This window comes from Ferrovibrio terrae (assembly GCF_943371255.1).
Lineage (GTDB): Bacteria > Pseudomonadota > Alphaproteobacteria > Ferrovibrionales > Ferrovibrionaceae > Ferrovibrio > Ferrovibrio terrae_B.
This window is the reverse complement of record NZ_CALRUC010000043.1, coordinates 16,587-31,890: the sequence shown is the minus strand read 5'-3', so window position 1 is coordinate 31,890 and position 15,304 is coordinate 16,587. Positions and strand designations below refer to the sequence as shown.

21 protein-coding genes and 1 tRNA gene are annotated in these 15,304 nt (G+C 65.5%); 14 read left to right on the top strand and 8 right to left on the bottom strand.

The features are described 5' to 3' along the window. From coaD to tgt, 5 genes are all read left to right on the top strand, one after another. A partial coding sequence (coaD, locus tag AAG799_RS11170) for a pantetheine-phosphate adenylyltransferase (protein WP_341895909.1) occupies positions 1-387 on the top strand: 387 nt, incomplete at its 5' end. 119 nt (positions 388-506) lie between these two features. Next, positions 507-956, top strand: a complete 450-nt coding sequence (locus AAG799_RS11165; RefSeq protein ID WP_341895911.1) for a peptidylprolyl isomerase — start codon at positions 507-509, stop codon at positions 954-956. 18 nt (positions 957-974) lie between these two features. Then, positions 975-1,454 (top strand): peptidylprolyl isomerase, encoded by a 480-nt coding sequence (locus tag AAG799_RS11160; protein WP_341895908.1) that lies wholly within the window; start codon positions 975-977, stop codon positions 1,452-1,454. Positions 1,455-1,484: 30 nt separating this feature from the next. Continuing rightward, positions 1,485-2,534 (top strand): tRNA preQ1(34) S-adenosylmethionine ribosyltransferase-isomerase QueA, encoded by a 1,050-nt coding sequence (gene queA / locus AAG799_RS11155; protein ID WP_341895907.1) that lies wholly within the window; start codon positions 1,485-1,487, stop codon positions 2,532-2,534. Next, positions 2,531-3,655 carry a tRNA guanosine(34) transglycosylase Tgt gene (tgt, locus tag AAG799_RS11150; RefSeq protein WP_341895906.1) on the top strand — a complete coding sequence of 375 codons (1,125 nt, stop codon included), beginning with the start codon at positions 2,531-2,533 and terminating at the stop codon, positions 3,653-3,655. The genes queA and tgt overlap by 4 nt, the downstream gene beginning before the upstream one ends. A gap of 120 nt (positions 3,656-3,775) precedes the next feature. Here tgt and AAG799_RS11145 read toward each other — a convergent pair whose 3' ends face one another. The 5 genes from AAG799_RS11145 to AAG799_RS11125 all read right to left on the bottom strand — a co-directional run bounded on the left by AAG799_RS11145 (position 3,776) and on the right by AAG799_RS11125 (position 6,420). Continuing rightward, positions 3,776-4,072, bottom strand: a complete 297-nt coding sequence (locus tag AAG799_RS11145) for a hypothetical protein (protein ID WP_341895905.1) — start codon at positions 4,070-4,072, stop codon at positions 3,776-3,778. Between the two features lie 2 nt (positions 4,073-4,074). Then, positions 4,075-4,563 (bottom strand): PAS domain-containing protein, encoded by a 489-nt coding sequence (locus AAG799_RS11140; protein ID WP_341895904.1) that lies wholly within the window; start codon positions 4,561-4,563, stop codon positions 4,075-4,077. Between the two features lie 77 nt (positions 4,564-4,640). Beyond that, positions 4,641-4,716 (bottom strand) — tRNA-Lys (locus tag AAG799_RS11135). A 95-nt stretch (positions 4,717-4,811) separates the two neighbouring features. Continuing rightward, complete coding sequence (locus AAG799_RS11130) at positions 4,812-5,351, bottom strand: DUF3833 domain-containing protein (RefSeq protein WP_341895903.1); 540 nt, start codon at positions 5,349-5,351, stop codon at positions 4,812-4,814. A gap of 61 nt (positions 5,352-5,412) precedes the next feature. Then, positions 5,413-6,420: a tetratricopeptide repeat protein gene (locus AAG799_RS11125; RefSeq protein WP_341895902.1), complete on the bottom strand. Its 1,008-nt coding sequence runs from the start codon at positions 6,418-6,420 to the stop codon at positions 5,413-5,415. Positions 6,421-6,457: 37 nt separating this feature from the next. Here AAG799_RS11125 and AAG799_RS11120 point away from each other — a divergent pair, with 37 nt between their 5' ends. The 6 genes from AAG799_RS11120 (at position 6,458) to AAG799_RS11095 (ending at position 9,341) form a co-directional block, all read left to right on the top strand. Next, the gene (locus tag AAG799_RS11120) at positions 6,458-7,012 is read left to right on the top strand and encodes a hypothetical protein (RefSeq protein WP_341895901.1); all 555 of its coding nucleotides are present in this window, start codon (positions 6,458-6,460) and stop codon (positions 7,010-7,012) included. A gap of 98 nt (positions 7,013-7,110) precedes the next feature. Further along, positions 7,111-7,299 carry a hypothetical protein gene (locus tag AAG799_RS11115; RefSeq protein WP_341895900.1) on the top strand — a complete coding sequence of 63 codons (189 nt, stop codon included), beginning with the start codon at positions 7,111-7,113 and terminating at the stop codon, positions 7,297-7,299. Between the two features lie 163 nt (positions 7,300-7,462). Beyond that, on the top strand, positions 7,463-8,107 hold the full coding sequence (locus AAG799_RS11110; RefSeq protein ID WP_341895899.1) for a hypothetical protein: 645 nt from the start codon (positions 7,463-7,465) through the stop codon (positions 8,105-8,107). A 21-nt stretch (positions 8,108-8,128) separates the two neighbouring features. After that, positions 8,129-8,464, top strand: coding sequence for a hypothetical protein (locus AAG799_RS11105; RefSeq protein ID WP_341895898.1), 336 nt, complete (start codon positions 8,129-8,131; stop codon positions 8,462-8,464). A gap of 134 nt (positions 8,465-8,598) precedes the next feature. Next, positions 8,599-8,799 (top strand): hypothetical protein, encoded by a 201-nt coding sequence (locus AAG799_RS11100; protein ID WP_341895897.1) that lies wholly within the window; start codon positions 8,599-8,601, stop codon positions 8,797-8,799. Then, a complete protein-coding gene (locus AAG799_RS11095; protein WP_341895896.1) occupies positions 8,799-9,341 on the top strand; it encodes a hypothetical protein in 543 nt (180 codons plus the stop codon). The genes AAG799_RS11100 and AAG799_RS11095 overlap by 1 nt, the downstream gene beginning before the upstream one ends. 7 nt (positions 9,342-9,348) lie before the next feature. Here AAG799_RS11095 and AAG799_RS11090 read toward each other — a convergent pair whose 3' ends face one another. The 3 genes from AAG799_RS11090 to AAG799_RS11080 form a co-directional block, all read right to left on the bottom strand. Next, positions 9,349-10,893, bottom strand: a complete 1,545-nt coding sequence (locus AAG799_RS11090) for an amidohydrolase family protein (protein WP_341895895.1) — start codon at positions 10,891-10,893, stop codon at positions 9,349-9,351. A 105-nt stretch (positions 10,894-10,998) separates the two neighbouring features. Beyond that, a complete protein-coding gene (locus AAG799_RS11085) occupies positions 10,999-11,544 on the bottom strand; it encodes a hypothetical protein (protein WP_341895894.1) in 546 nt (181 codons plus the stop codon). After that, positions 11,535-12,293, bottom strand: coding sequence for a glucose 1-dehydrogenase (locus tag AAG799_RS11080; RefSeq protein ID WP_341895893.1), 759 nt, complete (start codon positions 12,291-12,293; stop codon positions 11,535-11,537). Before AAG799_RS11080 ends, AAG799_RS11085 begins: the two co-directional genes overlap by 10 nt. Before the next feature lie 121 nt (positions 12,294-12,414). On the opposite strand from AAG799_RS11080, the gene AAG799_RS11075 reads away from it, so the two are divergent. The 3 genes from AAG799_RS11075 to AAG799_RS11065 are packed head-to-tail and all read left to right on the top strand — an operon-like array spanning position 12,415 to position 15,304. Continuing rightward, on the top strand, positions 12,415-13,293 hold the full coding sequence (locus tag AAG799_RS11075; protein WP_341895892.1) for an alpha/beta hydrolase: 879 nt from the start codon (positions 12,415-12,417) through the stop codon (positions 13,291-13,293). Positions 13,294-13,299: 6 nt separating this feature from the next. Then, positions 13,300-14,088 carry a DUF502 domain-containing protein gene (locus AAG799_RS11070; RefSeq protein ID WP_341895891.1) on the top strand — a complete coding sequence of 263 codons (789 nt, stop codon included), beginning with the start codon at positions 13,300-13,302 and terminating at the stop codon, positions 14,086-14,088. Continuing rightward, positions 14,048-15,304, top strand: a complete 1,257-nt coding sequence (locus AAG799_RS11065; protein ID WP_341895890.1) for a cytochrome P450 — start codon at positions 14,048-14,050, stop codon at positions 15,302-15,304. Before AAG799_RS11070 ends, AAG799_RS11065 begins: the two co-directional genes overlap by 41 nt.

Genomic DNA, 15,304 nt, shown 5'->3' with positions numbered 1-15,304 from the left:
CCGCTGTTCTCGATGGAAGAGCGCGTCGAGATGGTGCGCGAGGAAATCGGCCCTCTCATGCCCGGCGCCACCGAATTCGAGGTCAAGCCGTTTTCCAACCTGCTGATGCATTTCGCCATGGATCTGGGCGCGGTGATGATCATCCGCGGCCTGCGCGCGGTGTCGGATTTCGAGTATGAATTCCAGATGGTGGGCATGAATGCCCGGCTGAATTCCGAGATTGAGACCGTCTTCCTCATGGCATCCGACAACCACCAGTTCATCGCCTCCCGCCTGGTCAAGGAAATCGCCATGCTGGGCGGCGATATCAGCCCGTTCGTGTCGCCGCGCGTGGCCGAACGCATGCGCGTCAGTATCGCGGCGCGCAAAGCCAAGGGTGAAGAATGATCCCCGATCTGTTTTCGCGCCGTCACTTTATCGCGTTTGGTTTCATTGCCGCGCTGCTGCCGTTTGCCGGGCAGGCCCAGACCCAGGTGCAGGCTGCCGATCCGGAAAACACCCTGATCATGGAGCTGAGCGGCGGCCGCGTGGTGATCGCCATGCGGCCCGATCTGGCGCCCAACCACGTCAAGCGCATCAAGGAACTGACCCGCAAGGGCTTCTACGACGGCTCGGCCTTCCATCGCGTGATCCGCGGCTTCATGGCGCAAGTCGGCGATCCCACCGGCACCGGCGCCGGCGGTTCGGGCCAGAAGCTGGCGGCGGAATTCAATCGGGAATCGCATCGCCGCGGCACCGTGTCGATGGCGCGCACCAGCGACCCCAACAGCGCCGACAGCCAGTTCTTCATCTGCTTCGACGATGCGCCGCATCTGAATGGCCAGTACACGGTCTGGGGCCGTGTGGTCAGCGGCATGGAACTGGTCGACAATATCAAGAAGGGCGCGCCGGGCAGCGGCAGCGTCGTCGACCCTGACAAGATCATCCGCATGCGCGTCGCTGCCGACGTGAAGTAAGACCAAGAAGGACCAGCCATGAGTGACGACCTGGAAAACACGCTTTATCTTGAACTCAAGGACGGCCGCGTCACCATCGCGCTGCGCCCCGACCTGGCGCCGAACCATGTCGCCCGCATCAAGGAACTGGCACGCCAGCATTTCTATGACGGCCTGAAATTCCATCGCGTGATCGAGGGCTTCATGGCCCAGACCGGCGATCCGCGTGGCGACGGCACCGGCGGTTCGGGCGAGAACCTGAAGGCGGAATTCAACGACGAGCCGCATGTGCGCGGCACCTGCTCGATGGCGCGCGCCAGCAGCCCGCACAGCGCCGACAGCCAGTTCTTCATCTGCTTCGCCGATGCCCGCTTCCTCGACAAGCAGTATACGGTCTGGGGTCAGGTGACCGAGGGCATGGAGCATGTCGACAAGATCAAGCGCGGCAGCCAGGCCCGCAACGGCTCGGTGAGCGATCCGGACAAGATCGTGTCGATGCGCGTCGCCGCCGACGTCTGACCTGCCGCCCTCAGGCGTGAGGGCATCGCGATGCTGGTCTCCGATTTCGATTTCGAGCTGCCGCCGGCGCTGATCGCCGAGCGGCCGGCCGTGCCGCGTGAAGCCGCCAGGCTGCTGCTGCATGCCGGCGGCATCGACCCGCGCCCGCTCACGGTGGCTGATCTGCCCGGCCTGCTGCGGCCCGATGACCTGCTGGTGTTCAACGACACCAGGGTCATTCCCGCGCGGCTCTATGGCCGCCGCGAGCGTGACCCCGAAGTGCGCGTGGAAGCCCTGCTGCTCAAGCCGGTCGGCGAGCGGCGTTGGACCGCCATGGCCCGCCCGGCCAAGCGGCTCAAGCCCGGCGACCGCGTGCTGTTCGATGGCGGCATCGTCGCCGAGACGCTCGGCCGCGACGACGACCAGATCATCCTGCGGTTCGACCGCGAGGATGGAGATCTCCTGCAGGCGCTCGAAACCGCCGGCAGCATGCCACTGCCGCCCTATATCGTCGCCCAGCGCAAGGCCGATGCACAGGACAGGGCCGACTACCAGACGGTGTTTGCCGAAAAGACCGGCGCGATTGCCGCCCCCACCGCCGGCCTACATTTCACCCCGGCACTGATCGCAGGCCTGAAAGCGCAGGGCATCGGCTTTGCCCGTGTCACCCTGCATGTCGGCGCCGGCACGTTTCTGCCCGTGAAAGTTGACCGCGTCGCAGACCACAAGATGCATGCCGAATGGGGCGAGGTGACAGCCGAGACCGTCGCCGCCATTGCCGCCGCCCGCGCCAGGGGTGGCCGGGTGATCGCCATCGGGACAACCTCGCTGCGGCTGCTGGAAAGCGCCGCGCGCGGCGGCGCGCTGCAGCCCTTTGCCGGCGATACCGATATCTTCATCACCCCGGGCTTTGAATTCCGCATCGTCGACGGCCTGCTGACCAATTTCCACCTGCCGAAATCGACGCTTCTCATGCTGGTGGCGGCCTTTGTCGGGCTGGACGCCCAGCGGGCGATCTATGCCCATGCGGTGGAGAAGGGCTTCCGTTTCTACTCCTACGGCGATACAAGCCTGCTGTTCAGACAGGCCAGCCCAACATGACCCTTCGTTTTGCCGTCAGCGCCACCGATGGCGCCGCCCGCCGCGGGCGGCTTGAGACCGCCCATGGCGCCATCGACACACCGGCCTTCATGCCGGTGGGCACGGCCGCGACCGTGAAGGCGATGACGCCCGAAGCCGTGGCCGAGACCGGCGCGCAGATCATCCTGGGCAACACCTATCACCTGATGCTGCGGCCGACTGCCGAGCGCGTCGCCAAGATGGGCGGCCTGCATAAGTTCATGCACTGGCCCGGCCCGATCCTCACCGATTCCGGCGGTTTCCAGGTGATGTCGCTGTCGCAGCTCAACAAGGTGAGCGAGGACGGCGTCGCCTTCCAGTCGCATATCGACGGCGCGCGCTACGAACTGACGCCGGAACGCTCGATCGAGATCCAGCATCTGCTCGATGCCACCATCACCATGCAGCTGGATGAATGCGTCAAGCTGCCGGCCGACGACCGGCGGGTGGCGCAGGCGATGCAGCTTTCCTTGCGCTGGGCCGAACGCTGCAAGGCGGCGTTCAAGCTGCGCGACGGCTATGGCCTGTTCGGCATCGTGCAGGGCGGTACCAATGCGGCGCTCCGCGAAGAATCCGCCAAAGGCCTGATCGCCACCGGCTTCGACGGCTATGCTGTCGGCGGTCTGGCGGTGGGCGAAACGCAAGACGAGATGTTCGCCACCCTGGATGTCACCACGCCGCATCTGCCACAGGATCGCCCGCGCTATCTGATGGGCGTGGGCAAGCCGTCAGACCTCGTTGGCGCCGTGCAGCGCGGCATCGACATGTTCGACTGCGTGATGCCGACACGCTCAGGCCGTAACGGCCAGGCCTTCACCCGGCGCGGCACCATCAACATCCGCAACGCCCGCCATGCCGAAGACCCGCGGCCGATTGACCAGCACTGCCGCTGCCCGGCCTGCCGCAACTACAGCCGCGCCTATCTGCATCATCTGGTGCGGTCGGATGAAATCCTCGGCTCCATGCTGATGACCGCGCATAACCTGACCTATTACCAGGATCTGATGCAGGGCATGCGCGCGGCGATCCCGGAAGGCCGGCTGGAGGCTTTCGCGGCCGAGTTCCACGCCACTCAGGCGCTCGGGGATATCGAGCCTCTATAGATGCTGCTGCGCCATCTGAAGGTCTTCGGCATCGCGGCGGTGTTTGCCGCCATCGCCTATGGCCTGGCGCATCTGCTCTTCCGCCTGGTGCAATCCTGGTGAAACCGGGATGCTGCGCGGCTACAGCCGGTAGGACTCGTCGTCCTTGTGCAGATGCAGGAAACGGCCGATCTGCGTCTTCAGCTCGCTCGGGTCATGCGTATCGTTCATGCTGAGCGCCTGCAGGAACAGCCGGCGCTGGACCGGTTGCGGCAGCTCGTTCCAGCTCATCACCACGGCGGCGCCGAGGCATTTCAGCACATTGCTTTCCGAGACTTCGAGCGCCTGGTGGTGGGTTGCGCCGCCTTCGCCTTCCCAGCGGCGCAGGGCACGGGTGAGTTGCGCATCGCGCGTCTGCCGGGCTTCGTTATCGGCCATGGTCATGCCTCGTCGTCGTAATAGGTGATGTTGAGCAGCTGGTCGATCTCGTTGCCGCCGACGGTGAGCGGCAGGGTGACCGATTCAAACTGCACGAAGCTGCGGTCGACGAAATAATAGCTGCCGGCGGCGCGCAGCGGCCGTTTCTGGTCGGTGGCATAGGACAGGCCGGCATTGAAGTCGGCATAGGCCTGTTCACTCATGATCTCGTCGACGAAGCGGCCGGTCGGGTCGCGGCCAGAATACTGGCTGATCAGCGTGCCGTAGAGCCGGATGCGGAAGCGGCGCGTCGTTTCGGTGCGCACGATCTCGTAGATCAGCACCCGGGGCAGGTAGGGGCGCAGCACGAAGGGCGAGAAATCGGCCCGGTCAGGCGCCACCCGGCCGGCACGCGCCTCGTCCCAGAGGGCAGCCAGATGCGCCAGTTCAGGGCGGATGAAATGCAGGTCGGCGTCGAGGCGGAACCTGCTTTCGACAATCTGCCGGTTCACAAAATCCTCCGGTTTCCCGCAGCATATACTGCGGAATAGCCTGGCGCTGTGATTTATCGATCACTGAAGGGAGAGGTTGGTGAGCCCGCCGGGATTCGAACCCGGGACCTCTCGATTAAAAGTCGCTTGCTCTACCAGCTGAGCTACGGGCTCACGAAGCCTTTTCCGGCCGCCCCGAAACGCGGCAGGGGCCGAAAAGCGCGGCGACCATAGGTCGTCGGCCGGCCCCCGTCAACCAACGGGCGGGCCTAGCGTATTTTGCGGAAAGCCAAGGTTATGCTGCCCACCGGAAGGCCCCATTTCCGCACGATGGCGCGGTTCAGCACCACCTCGTCGTCAAACCGGTACAGCCAGTCGTCAAAGGCCACATCCAGGCCGCCGTCATCGGTTTTCAGGCGCAGGTCATAGGCCCATTGCAGGGCATTGCCGGCCACCCGGCCGCGGGCGGTTCCGTATACGTCATCGGCCTGCCCGCCATAGCCGCCAGCCCCGTCGGGCTGGATGCGCCAGACCCGGCGCTGGGTCTCGCCGTCGCTGAATTTGAAATCCTCCTCCAGCACCAGCGTGGCGCCGTCGCGGCGGCCGAGGATGTCGACGGTGAATTGCCGGATGCTGCCGCCGAAGCGCGGTTCGAACAGGCCCCAGGCTTTCACCTGGCCGGTGAAATATGGCTCAAGCTGGAAGGCGCCATAGGCCTGTTGCCCGGCTGGATCGGGCCGTTGCGTGGCGCAGCCCGAGAGCAGGGCGCCCAGCATGAGCAGGCAGGCGGCAAGACGGTAACGCGACATGGCAGACCCGCGACAGAGTTGAGGAGGGGAGAGCTAGGCCGTCCTGCGCTGCCGGCAAGGGTCAGTGCCCGGGCGTGACACCGCGTTCGAACAGCCGCAGCATGATGCTGCCCATCTCGATATAGAAATCCGCACCACCCATGGCGTGGCTCTGGCTGGCGAGCCAGCCGTAGTCGAAAACATGGCGGCGGCCGTCGCGCTGTTCCTCGGCGGCCACCACGGCGATGCCCTCGGGCAGGCTGCGGCGCAGCAGCGGCACCAGCCGTGCGGCGCATTCCACGATCATGCGGCCACAGAACGGCTGCAGCGCGAGGATGTCGCGCAGGAAACGCATCTGGTCGCCCACACCCTGCTCGGCGACGACCAGCAGGCCGCGCTGTCCCAGGTCTTCGCCCTGCCAGCGCGGAATATGCAGGTCGCGGCGCACAATCTCGCGCGTCGCATCCGGCAGCAGGCGGTATTCGTAATCGGCCAGGCCCGGCGCCCAGTCGCCCAGGCTCAGCAGCATGGTGGCGCGCGCCAGGCGCAATGTGCGGTTCTGCGGTTCCAGCGTCACGGCATGATCCAGCCAGCCGCGCGCCGATGCATGATCGCCCAGCCGGAACGCCGCTTCGGCCGCCATGCCCAGCAGGGCCGGCATGTCGGGGTGACGGGCCAGCGCCGCCTTGCCGATCTGCAGGGCGGTGGCCGCATCGCCAGTCTGCAGCAGCAGGGTGCCGTGATGCTGCGCCAGCTGCGGATCGTCGGGTGTCATGCGGCTCTGCGCCTGCGCCAGGGTCAGGGCCGCGGCGGTGCAGCCGGCGCCCCCCAGCGCTGCAATGCGTGCGATGCTGAAGCCGGCATCATCGGGATGCAGGGCCAGTCCGGTCTCGGCCACCGACCACAGCTCGCCCCAGCGCGCGGCATGCTGGTACAGCGCTGCCAGCGAACGCAGCAGTGCAACATCCGTCGGCGCGATGCGACGCGCCTCGCCAAAGCGCAGCAGTGCGGCATCCAGGTCGCCAGCCTGCAGTGCCGTCATGCCGGCCTGCATCAGGCGGGGCAGCGGGGAGGAGTGATTCGAAGTCATGCTGGCGCCAGCATGGTCTGGCCCGTAAGCTGCCGCAATGATCTCCGGAGTCCTGCAGGCCGATGCCGATGCCACGGTCGCCTATCGCGACCGGCTGGCGGCCCGCGCTGGCGGACGGCCCTGCATCGGCCTGTCCTGGCGCAGCAGCAATGCCGTGTATGGCGCGCAGAAATCGCTGGCGCTCACCGATCTCGCTCCGTTGCTGCGGGCCCGGCCGGACCTGTTCTGGGTCGACCTGCAATATGGCGAGACCGCGCCGGAGCGGGCGGAGGCCGGCGACCTGCTGTGGCACGATCCCGCCATCGACCCGCTGCGCGACCTGGATGCCACGGCCGCACAATACGCCGCGCTGGACCTGGTCATCACCACCAGCAACACGGCGGCCCATCTGGCCGGGGCGCTGGGGCTGCCGACCTGGCTGCTGCTGCCGGCGCCGGGCTTCGGCCTGCTGTGGTACTGGCAGCTGGAGCGGGCCGACAGCCCGTTCTACCCCTCGATGCGCTGTTTCCGGCAGACCACACCCGGTGACTGGGCTGGTGTGGTCGCGGCCGTCCGGATGACGCTGGACAGCGAACTTCCGCCGAAACCGTAGCGGCGGTTACCAACTTACAACCTTTAAGGGGCTACAAATTCCTTCGCAGTTGCGGGATAATGTGCCCATTCCGGTGCTAGCCCGGAGGATGAAGGATCATGACCCAGTTTTACGTCGAAGGCGGCATTTTCAAGGATCTGGCTGACCCGGCTCCGATCTCCGGAACCGAGGAGCGCTACGGCCCGTTTCCCACCGAGCAGGAAGCCGACAGGATCTGGCGTGCCCGCATGGCCGACAAGATCGACATCTGCAATCACCGCCTGCGGGTCATCCGGCGCGACGCCTGAACGTCGCCGGGTCGCCCTGCGACGGAGTCGCACCGGCCGGCAGACAGTCTTGCTGCGCTTTCCCTGTTGCTAACCGGTTTGCCTGCCACGATGATTTCATGGTGGATCGTCCGATTCGGCCATTTTGCGGCCCGGAGCGGTGTCGGTCTGTGAGAGGCGCGCGATGTTCGATCCCCACGCTGCCGGTCGGTTGATAGCCAACCGGGGCGATCTGAAACGCAAGGCGGTGAACTTCACGCGCGGACATGACGTGCGGTTGAGCCCGGATCTGCGTGGCAAGATCGAGAAGGTGATCGTGAAGAACCAGGCCGAATTCGAAGCATCCGCCCGCGAGATGCTGCACACGCTGAAAGAGGCGTGGGGCTCGGCATCGTTCAATTCCATCGGCCGTGCGCGCTATTACGAATGGATCCGCGACCTGGCGCTGGAGCTGAAGGGGCAGGGCAGCCTGTTCGGCTATCCGCTGGTCACGCTGTATGCCGATAGTTTGAAGAATCTCTGCGACGGCCTCACCAATCCGACCTATCGCCTGCATGCCATCATCGGCCTGAACATCGACGCGCTCGGCATCATCATCCGTCGCCGCGTCACCGGCCCGGGCAGCGTGCTGGAGCGCCGCGTCGCCGAGGCCTTCCGCGAGGCCTATCTGAAGATGCGCCTGCGCCAGCCCTCCGATGTGGCGATGGAACACAAGGTCGCCCATGCGGTGCGCGAGCTGGACAAGCCGCGGCCGGCGGCGGCCAAAGCGCCGGAGCTGAAGGATACCGGGCGCGAATGGCCGAATGGCGTGCGCCTGACGGCCGATTAAGGCAGATCGGGCAGTAGCGCCATGGCTGATTCCGACGATCGCAACAATCCCAACGCTCCGCCAGAGGGTTACAACTGGCGGCCGCAGGCGATCAAGCCGATCGCGCCGGTGGAGGTGATCTCCGAGGCGATCAAGGAGTCCGACAGCAGCTATTTCTTCGAGAACTACACCAAGCAGGCCAATGCCGTGGTGGGCGCGCTGCGCAAGCATGGTTATGTCATCGTGCCGTATTACCCGACCGTGCAGATGGTCAAGGCGGCGATGGACGAGTTGCAATACGGACAGAACAAGTTCACCAACATCGTCATGCCGATCTATCTGGCGATGATGAAGGCGGCGCCCAAGGCTAAAGGCTGACTGGGTCAAGGGCGGATAGCGGTAAATCCCGGATAACCCGGGCTTAACCCTGCCGTGATATTATCGCCGGACTGGGCTAAAATGCCGGCAGGCCCGGGGTGATCCCGGGACCGGAGCGTGGAGCGAGTGCAAGCATGAGCCGGGACAAGCTGGTGGCGTTCCTGCGGGTGGCAGGGCCAGAACGCACCAAAGCGATCCTCAATCGCCTGCCGCCGCAAGAGGCGCAGGCGGTGCGGCAGGCGCTCGACCAGGCCCCGAATATCGCCTCGTCCCAGGTCGATATGGCCGCCGATGCCGCCGCCACCTTCGTAGCCGCGATTTCGAACAAACGGTAATGCTGCGGCGCCTGCTGCCCAATCTGCTGTCTGGCCTGCTGGTCGCCGCGATTGCGCTGCCTGCCCTCGCGCAGGAGCTGGGCCCGGGCCGGCGCGAACGCCGCCCGGACATCTGCATGAATTCCATCGAGATGGAAGCCGAGGCCATGATCCGTGCTGGCATGGTGATCCGCGACCATGCGCGCGCCTGCGCCCGGCGCGGGCTGGATGGCAGCATCATTCATCTCTGGTCCGCATTCGACACCACCAATGCCGCGAAATTCCAGGATGCGGTGGAAATCCGCGCCGGCGCCTACAAGCGCAACTGGCCAAACGATCCGAATGCCGCGCAACGCGCCGCCAACGAAACCGTGGCCTCGCGCCAGCTGGTGGATTTTTCGCCGGTCGAATGCGTGGTGCTGAAGGATCTGGTCGACGGCTTCAAGACCTGGACCGACTACCTGGTGCATATCCGCCGCACCGAAGTCGGACAGGTCAAGGCCATGTACAAGCAATGCCCGAAGGGCACGGTCGGCGCCCAGCGGCGCAAACAGGAATGGTGAGCGGGGCCTACACCCGGCTGTTCACCGCGTAGAAGGGCGTGTCGACCAGCCCGGTTTCCCAGCCGGCATACCAGTCCTGCACATAGGGCTTGATCTGTGCCAGCAGGTCGGCGCGGGCGCGATGTTCCGGCGTCAGGCCCTTGGCGCAGAACTTGCGCACCTCTTCCGAGAGCGCCGGCACGTCGATGGACTTCACCACGTGGTCTTCGACACAGACCTTGCCGCCCACCACCACGGTGTTCACATCCACGCCCATGGCGCGTTCGATGAAGGCCTCCACCGGATCGAAGGCGGGGTCGATCCAGGGGTCGTTGTTCACACGCTCCAGGTCGACCAGGATGGCATCGCCCTTCCAGCCGGGCAGCAGCGCGCCGACACGGCCAGCGAAGCCGCTGGCTTTCGCCCCGTTCACGGTGGCGGTTTCCAGCGCCTCATAGGCATCCATCGGGCGTTCGCGCAGGTTGAAGGTGCTCAGGCGATGCACCTTGTGCATCATGCGCAGCTCCATCACCGCGTCCTCGTCGTCGTTGATGGTCTTGTCGTCCATGCCCATGGCGACGTTGACACCGGCGGCGCGCATCGCCATCACCGGCGTGATGCCGTTGCGCATGTGGAAGTTGCAGCTCGGATGCGTCGTCACCGTGGCGCCCTGCGCCCCCATCAGTGCGATATCCTCCTCCGTCACCCAGATGGCATGACCGAAGGCGGTGCGCTCGTTCATCAGGCCCAGCTCGTGCAGCCACTGCACGGTCGGCTTGTTGTTGCGGCGCAGGCCCCACTGCTTCTGCACCGGGCTCTGCAGCAGGTGCATGTGGATCATCGCGTTGCCATGGCTGTCGCTGGCGTCGCGCACGCGGGTGAGAAACGCTTCGCTGGCGCCATGGGCCCAGCAGGGCGCCAGCAGGATGGCGCTGTCGTCGGTGTTGAAGCTGGCATGCAGCTCGTCGAACAGATTGAAATAGCTGTCCATCAGCGCATCGCGGTCGAAGGCGACGAGGGTCTTGGCCTTGTCGCGCAGCCCGGCCGGCAGGGTTTCGAGAAACTCTTCGCCGCCCATCGCCAGCTTGCTCTCGTCGCGGAAGCCGGGACTGAACGCAAGGCGAATGCCGCTGTCGAGATAGGTGCGGATGGCGATGCGGGCACGGCGCGCGCCCTCGGCGCCGTCATCGTCGAAGCCGTTATGATGCAGCGTCGTGCAGCCGCTGCGCAGATGGCGCCAGGCGCACACCCCGGCGGTCAGTTCCGGCGGCAGCACCGGCATATAGGCCCAGTCGAACAACGCGTTTTCCAGGAAGTCGTTGCGCACGCCCTTCTGGATCGGCGACAGGCCGCGGCCATGGCTATGGGCATCGACCAGGCCGGGCAGCAGCAGCTGCCTGCCGTTGCCCAGCACCCTGGCGCCGGGATGTTTGGCGGCCAGCGCCGGGAAGACGCCGGTTTCCAGCACCGTGCCATTCTGGATGGCGACGGCGCCATCGGCGATCAGGCCGGCGGCTTTCAGGCGCGGATCGGTCAGCAGATGCTGGCCGCGCAGGATCAGGATGTCGCTCATGCAAGGCTCCGGACAGGGAAATCGCGAAGCCTATCCTTGCGCCGGGACGCGGCGCTGTCTCCTGCCTTTTTGGCCGGCGGGCTTAACCCGGGGTTATGGCCGCCATTAGCTGGCTGGGGGCACCACGACGATGCGGTTGTTTTCCAGCAGCAGGCTGCCGGCGCGGAACACCGGCGTGCCATAGGGGTCCATCTGGCCGATCACGCGCACGCGGTCGCCGGATTTCACCTTGGTCAGGTCGCGCCAGGTCGGGCCGATGGTGATCACCTGGCTGGAATTGCCGTCATTCAGCACGAAGGTGCTGGCCTGCGGCGACAGCACCACGCCCTGGATCATCACCGACTTGCCGCGCGGAATCTCGGCAATCGGCACCAGGTCGGGCAGGGTGAAGGCCATGGTCTGGTTGCGCGGCGGTGCCGTGCTGCTTTTGGCTGCCGGCTTGGGCGCGGTCTTCGGCTTGATCGACTGGTTGTCCGGTTCGGCGGCGGCGCGCGGATCGGTCACCGTCGGGGTCGGCGGTGTGGTCTGCGCCGGCGGCATGGCCTGCGGTGCGGCCTGGGCCGGCATCTGGGTCTGCGCCGGCGTCTGCGCCACGGCCGGCAGGGCCAGCAGCAGGGCAGACAGGATGGAAAGCCTGCGGATCAGATGCATCGGCCGCCATCGACCTCCATGCAGACGCCGGTGATGAAATTCGCCTCGTCGGAAGCGAAATACAGCGCGGCATTGGCGATATCGGTCGGCGTCGAAAACCGGCCGATCGGAATCGTGCTGACGAATTTCGCCTTCATTTCCTCGGTCTCGGTGCCGCCCATGAATTCCTTCAGCATCGGTGTCAGGCCGGCCACCGGGTTCAGCGCATTCACGCGGATCTGTTCCGGCGCCAGTTCCACCGCCATCGCCTTGGTCAGCGTGATGACGGCGCCCTTGGAACCATTATACCACACCAGGCCGGGGCGGGGGCGCACGCCGGCGGTGGAGGCGATGTTGATGAAGCAGCCGGCGCCGCGCTTGCGCATTTCCGGCACGGCATGCATGGCCGAGAGGTAGATGCTCTTCACATTGACGGCGAAGATCTTGTCGAATGTCGCCTCGTCGGTGGCCAGCAGCGAGGCATTGCGCTGCGGCATGCCGGCATTGTTGACCATGATGTCCAGCCCGCCGAAGGTATCCACCGCCGCCTTGACCAGCGCCTGCATCGGCGCCGCCTGGCTGACATCGGCGGCCACCGCCAGCGCCTTGTGCCCGGCAGCCTTGATTTCGCCGGCCACCTTTTCGGCCGCGGCGAGATTGAGATCGCCGATCACCACGGCAGCGCCCTCGGCCGCAAACCGCTTGGCGATGCCCTCGCCAAAGCCTGACCCGCCACCCGTTACGATTGCCACCTTGCCCGACAGACGCATGAAATCGATTCCTTCCCCAAAAAACGGCTTGGCTTCACTCTAGCCGGCCGGCCGGGGCATGCAAGCGCCTGATTCCCCTGCTAGACTGGCCTGGTCCAGAGCGGGATGAGGGAGCTGAGACGTGCTGTTTCCGGGATTTGAGCAAAAGCGTGTCGCCGGTGAGGGCGCCGAGATCAATCTGCGCATCGGCGGCAAGGGGCCGGCCCTGCTGCTGCTGCATGGTTATCCGCAGACCCATGCGATGTGGCACAAGCTGGCGCCCCGGCTGGCCGAAGAGTTCACCGTGGTCTGCCCGGATTTGCGTGGCTATGGCGACAGTTCCAAGCCGGCCACCATGCCCGATCATTCCAGCTATTCCTTCCGCGCCATGGCGGCCGACCAGGCCAGGGTCATGGCCACGCTCGGCTTCGATCAGTTCTTCCTCGCCGGCCATGACCGCGGCGGCCGCGTCTCGCATCGCCTGGCGCTCGATTTCCCCGACCGGGTGAAAAAGCTGTCGACACTCGACATCATCCCGACCCGCACGCTGTATGAAAACGTCAACCAGGTGGTCGCCACCGGTTATTACCACTGGTTCTTCCTGATCCAGCCCGAGCCGATGCCCGAACGCATGATCGGCGCCGATCCGGAATTCTATTTCCGCAAGAAGACCGGCCAGTGGTCGGGCGCCGGTCACAGCTTCGACCCGGAAGCGATGCAGGAATACCTGCGCTGCTTCAGCGACCCGGCCACCATCCATGCCTCCTGCGAGGATTACCGTGCCGCCGCCAGCATCGACCTGGAGCATGACCGCGCCGATGAAGACAAGCGCGTGGTCTGCCCGACCCTGATCCTGTGGGGATCGAAGGGCCTGATGGGCAAGGCCTATGATGTGATGGACTGCTGGCGCAGCAAGGTCAGCGGGCCGCTCAGCGGCCATGCGGTCAACAGCGGGCATTTCCTGCCCGAGGAGGCGCCTGAGGAAACCTATGTCGCGCTTCGCAATTTTTTCGCCTCGTAACACCCGATGACCCAGACACCGTCTGACACGCCGCCGCCCGAGACCGAGCTGCACATCCTGGCGCCGGTGCCCAAGCTCAGCCTGTTCACCCGGCTGCGCAACTATTTCCTCGCCGGCATCATCGTCACCGCGCCGATCGGCCTGACCATCTATCTGGTCTTCATCACCATTGAAGCCATCGACCGCAACGTGCGCAGCCTGGTGCCGCTGGGTTACGAACCGGAACGCTTCATCCCGTCCTACAATCTGCCCTTCGGTATTCCGGGGCTGGGACTGATCGCGGCTTTCGTGCTGCTCACCCTGATCGGCTTCCTCGCCACCAACCTGATGGGGCGCACGCTGCTCAGGCTGGGCGAGCGCATCGTCGCCCGCATGCCGATCGTGCGCGGCGTCTATTCGGCGCTGAAGCAGATTTTCGAAACCGTGTTCAGCCAGTCGGGCAATTCCTTCCGCCAGGTGGCGCTGGTGCCCTGGCCATCGACGGGCTCCTGGACCATCGCCTTCGTCACCAACTACGTGCAGGGCGGCGAGGTGTCGGAGCAGCTCGGCGAGGATCTCGTCACCGTCTATGTGCCGACCACGCCGAACCCGACCGGCGGCTACATGACCTATTATCGCCGGCGCGACATCAAGATCCTGTCGATGAGCGTCGACCAGGCGATGAAGCTGATTATCTCCTGCGGCGTGATCGTGCCGCCGGACCTCGCCCAGACCACAACGGCCGCACAAAAGACGGCCGCCGGAGGAAAACCCGATGCAAAATCCGACAGCGGAGACGGCAACTTCACGCCCTGAGGTCGTCGACAGGGTTGCGGGCTTCGACCTGCGCGCACTGGACCGGGATTTCCTCGACAATCCCTATCCGGTCTACCATCTGCTGCGCGAGCAAGACCCGGTACGCCGCATGCCGGACGGCAGTTACTTCCTGACCCGCTACGACGACCTGCAGGCGGTTTATCGCGACAATAAAAGCTTCTCCTCCGACAAGAAGATCGAATTCGCGCCGAAATACGGCACGGATACGCCGCTCTATCGCCATCACACCACCAGCCTGGTGTTCAACGATCCGCCCCTGCACACCCGCGTACGCCGTCTGCTGGCACCGGCCTTCACCCCCCGCGCGCTCAAGCTGCTGGAAGGCCGCTTCGTGCTGCTGGTCGAACGCATGCTCGATAGCGCGGCGAAACAGGGCGGCATGGATGTGATCGCCGATTTCGCCTCGGCCCTGCCAGTCGAGATCATCGGCGACATGCTGGCGGTGCCGCATGAAGACCGCCACCTGCTGCGCGACTGGTCGCTCGCCATCCTCGGCGCGCTGGAGCCGGTCTTGACGCCAGAACGGGCCGAAAGCGGAAACCGCGCCACTGTCGAATTCGAGACCTATCTCGAAAAGCATATCGCCGCCTGGTCGTCGAAAGCCGGCGAGGATGGCTATGGCGATGTGCTGGCTGCGCTGATCGCCGGTGAAGACGGCGGCGAACGGCTGACGGCGGCCGAGCTGGTGCAGAACTGCATCTTCCTGCTCAATGCCGGCCATGAGACCACCACCAACCTGATCGGCAACGGCATTGCCGCCTTGCTCGACTGGCCCGACCAGAAGCAGCGCCTGCTCGCCGATCCCGGATTGATCCGCACGGCCATCGAGGAATTCCTGCGCTTTGAATCCTCCAACCAGCTGGGCAACCGCCGCGTGGTGGAGCAGGCCGAGATCGGCGGCGTGACCTTTGCGCCTGGCACGCTGGTAACATTGTGCATCGGCGCCGCCAACCGCGATCCGGCGCAGTTCCCCGATCCCGACCGCCTCGATGTGGGCCGCACGCCCAATCGCCATCTGGCCTTCGGTGCCGGTATCCATGCCTGTGCCGGCATGTCGCTGGCGCGGCTGGAAGGCCAGATTGCCATCGGTCAGTTGCTGGCGCGCTTCCCCGCGTTCCGCAGCAGCGGCCAGGCCGTGCGCGGCGGCCGCGCGCGCTTCCGCGGCTACCTGTCTTTTCCGGTTGAATTCGGCTAA

What these genes read in the sequence shown, in the direction of transcription:
- AAG799_RS11165 (WP_341895911.1), top strand. Translation starts at nt 507, where the DNA reads ATGGAGCTGAGCGGCGGCCGCGTGGTGATCGCCATGCGGCCCGATCTG.
- AAG799_RS11160 (WP_341895908.1), top strand. Translation starts at nt 975, where the DNA reads ATGAGTGACGACCTGGAAAACACGCTTTATCTTGAACTCAAGGACGGC.
- queA (WP_341895907.1), top strand. Translation starts at nt 1,485, where the DNA reads ATGCTGGTCTCCGATTTCGATTTCGAGCTGCCGCCGGCGCTGATCGCC.
- tgt (WP_341895906.1), top strand. Translation starts at nt 2,531, where the DNA reads ATGACCCTTCGTTTTGCCGTCAGCGCCACCGATGGCGCCGCCCGCCGC.
- AAG799_RS11145 (WP_341895905.1), bottom strand. Translation starts at nt 4,072, where the DNA reads ATGGCCGATAACGAAGCCCGGCAGACGCGCGATGCGCAACTCACCCGT.
- AAG799_RS11130 (WP_341895903.1), bottom strand. Translation starts at nt 5,351, where the DNA reads ATGTCGCGTTACCGTCTTGCCGCCTGCCTGCTCATGCTGGGCGCCCTG.
- AAG799_RS11125 (WP_341895902.1), bottom strand. Translation starts at nt 6,420, where the DNA reads ATGACTTCGAATCACTCCTCCCCGCTGCCCCGCCTGATGCAGGCCGGC.
- AAG799_RS11120 (WP_341895901.1), top strand. Translation starts at nt 6,458, where the DNA reads ATGATCTCCGGAGTCCTGCAGGCCGATGCCGATGCCACGGTCGCCTAT.
- AAG799_RS11115 (WP_341895900.1), top strand. Translation starts at nt 7,111, where the DNA reads ATGACCCAGTTTTACGTCGAAGGCGGCATTTTCAAGGATCTGGCTGAC.
- AAG799_RS11110 (WP_341895899.1), top strand. Translation starts at nt 7,463, where the DNA reads ATGTTCGATCCCCACGCTGCCGGTCGGTTGATAGCCAACCGGGGCGAT.
- AAG799_RS11105 (WP_341895898.1), top strand. Translation starts at nt 8,129, where the DNA reads ATGGCTGATTCCGACGATCGCAACAATCCCAACGCTCCGCCAGAGGGT.
- AAG799_RS11100 (WP_341895897.1), top strand. Translation starts at nt 8,599, where the DNA reads ATGAGCCGGGACAAGCTGGTGGCGTTCCTGCGGGTGGCAGGGCCAGAA.
- AAG799_RS11095 (WP_341895896.1), top strand. Translation starts at nt 8,799, where the DNA reads ATGCTGCGGCGCCTGCTGCCCAATCTGCTGTCTGGCCTGCTGGTCGCC.
- AAG799_RS11090 (WP_341895895.1), bottom strand. Translation starts at nt 10,893, where the DNA reads ATGAGCGACATCCTGATCCTGCGCGGCCAGCATCTGCTGACCGATCCG.
- AAG799_RS11085 (WP_341895894.1), bottom strand. Translation starts at nt 11,544, where the DNA reads ATGCATCTGATCCGCAGGCTTTCCATCCTGTCTGCCCTGCTGCTGGCC.
- AAG799_RS11080 (WP_341895893.1), bottom strand. Translation starts at nt 12,293, where the DNA reads ATGCGTCTGTCGGGCAAGGTGGCAATCGTAACGGGTGGCGGGTCAGGC.
- AAG799_RS11070 (WP_341895891.1), top strand. Translation starts at nt 13,300, where the DNA reads ATGACCCAGACACCGTCTGACACGCCGCCGCCCGAGACCGAGCTGCAC.
- AAG799_RS11065 (WP_341895890.1), top strand. Translation starts at nt 14,048, where the DNA reads ATGCAAAATCCGACAGCGGAGACGGCAACTTCACGCCCTGAGGTCGTC.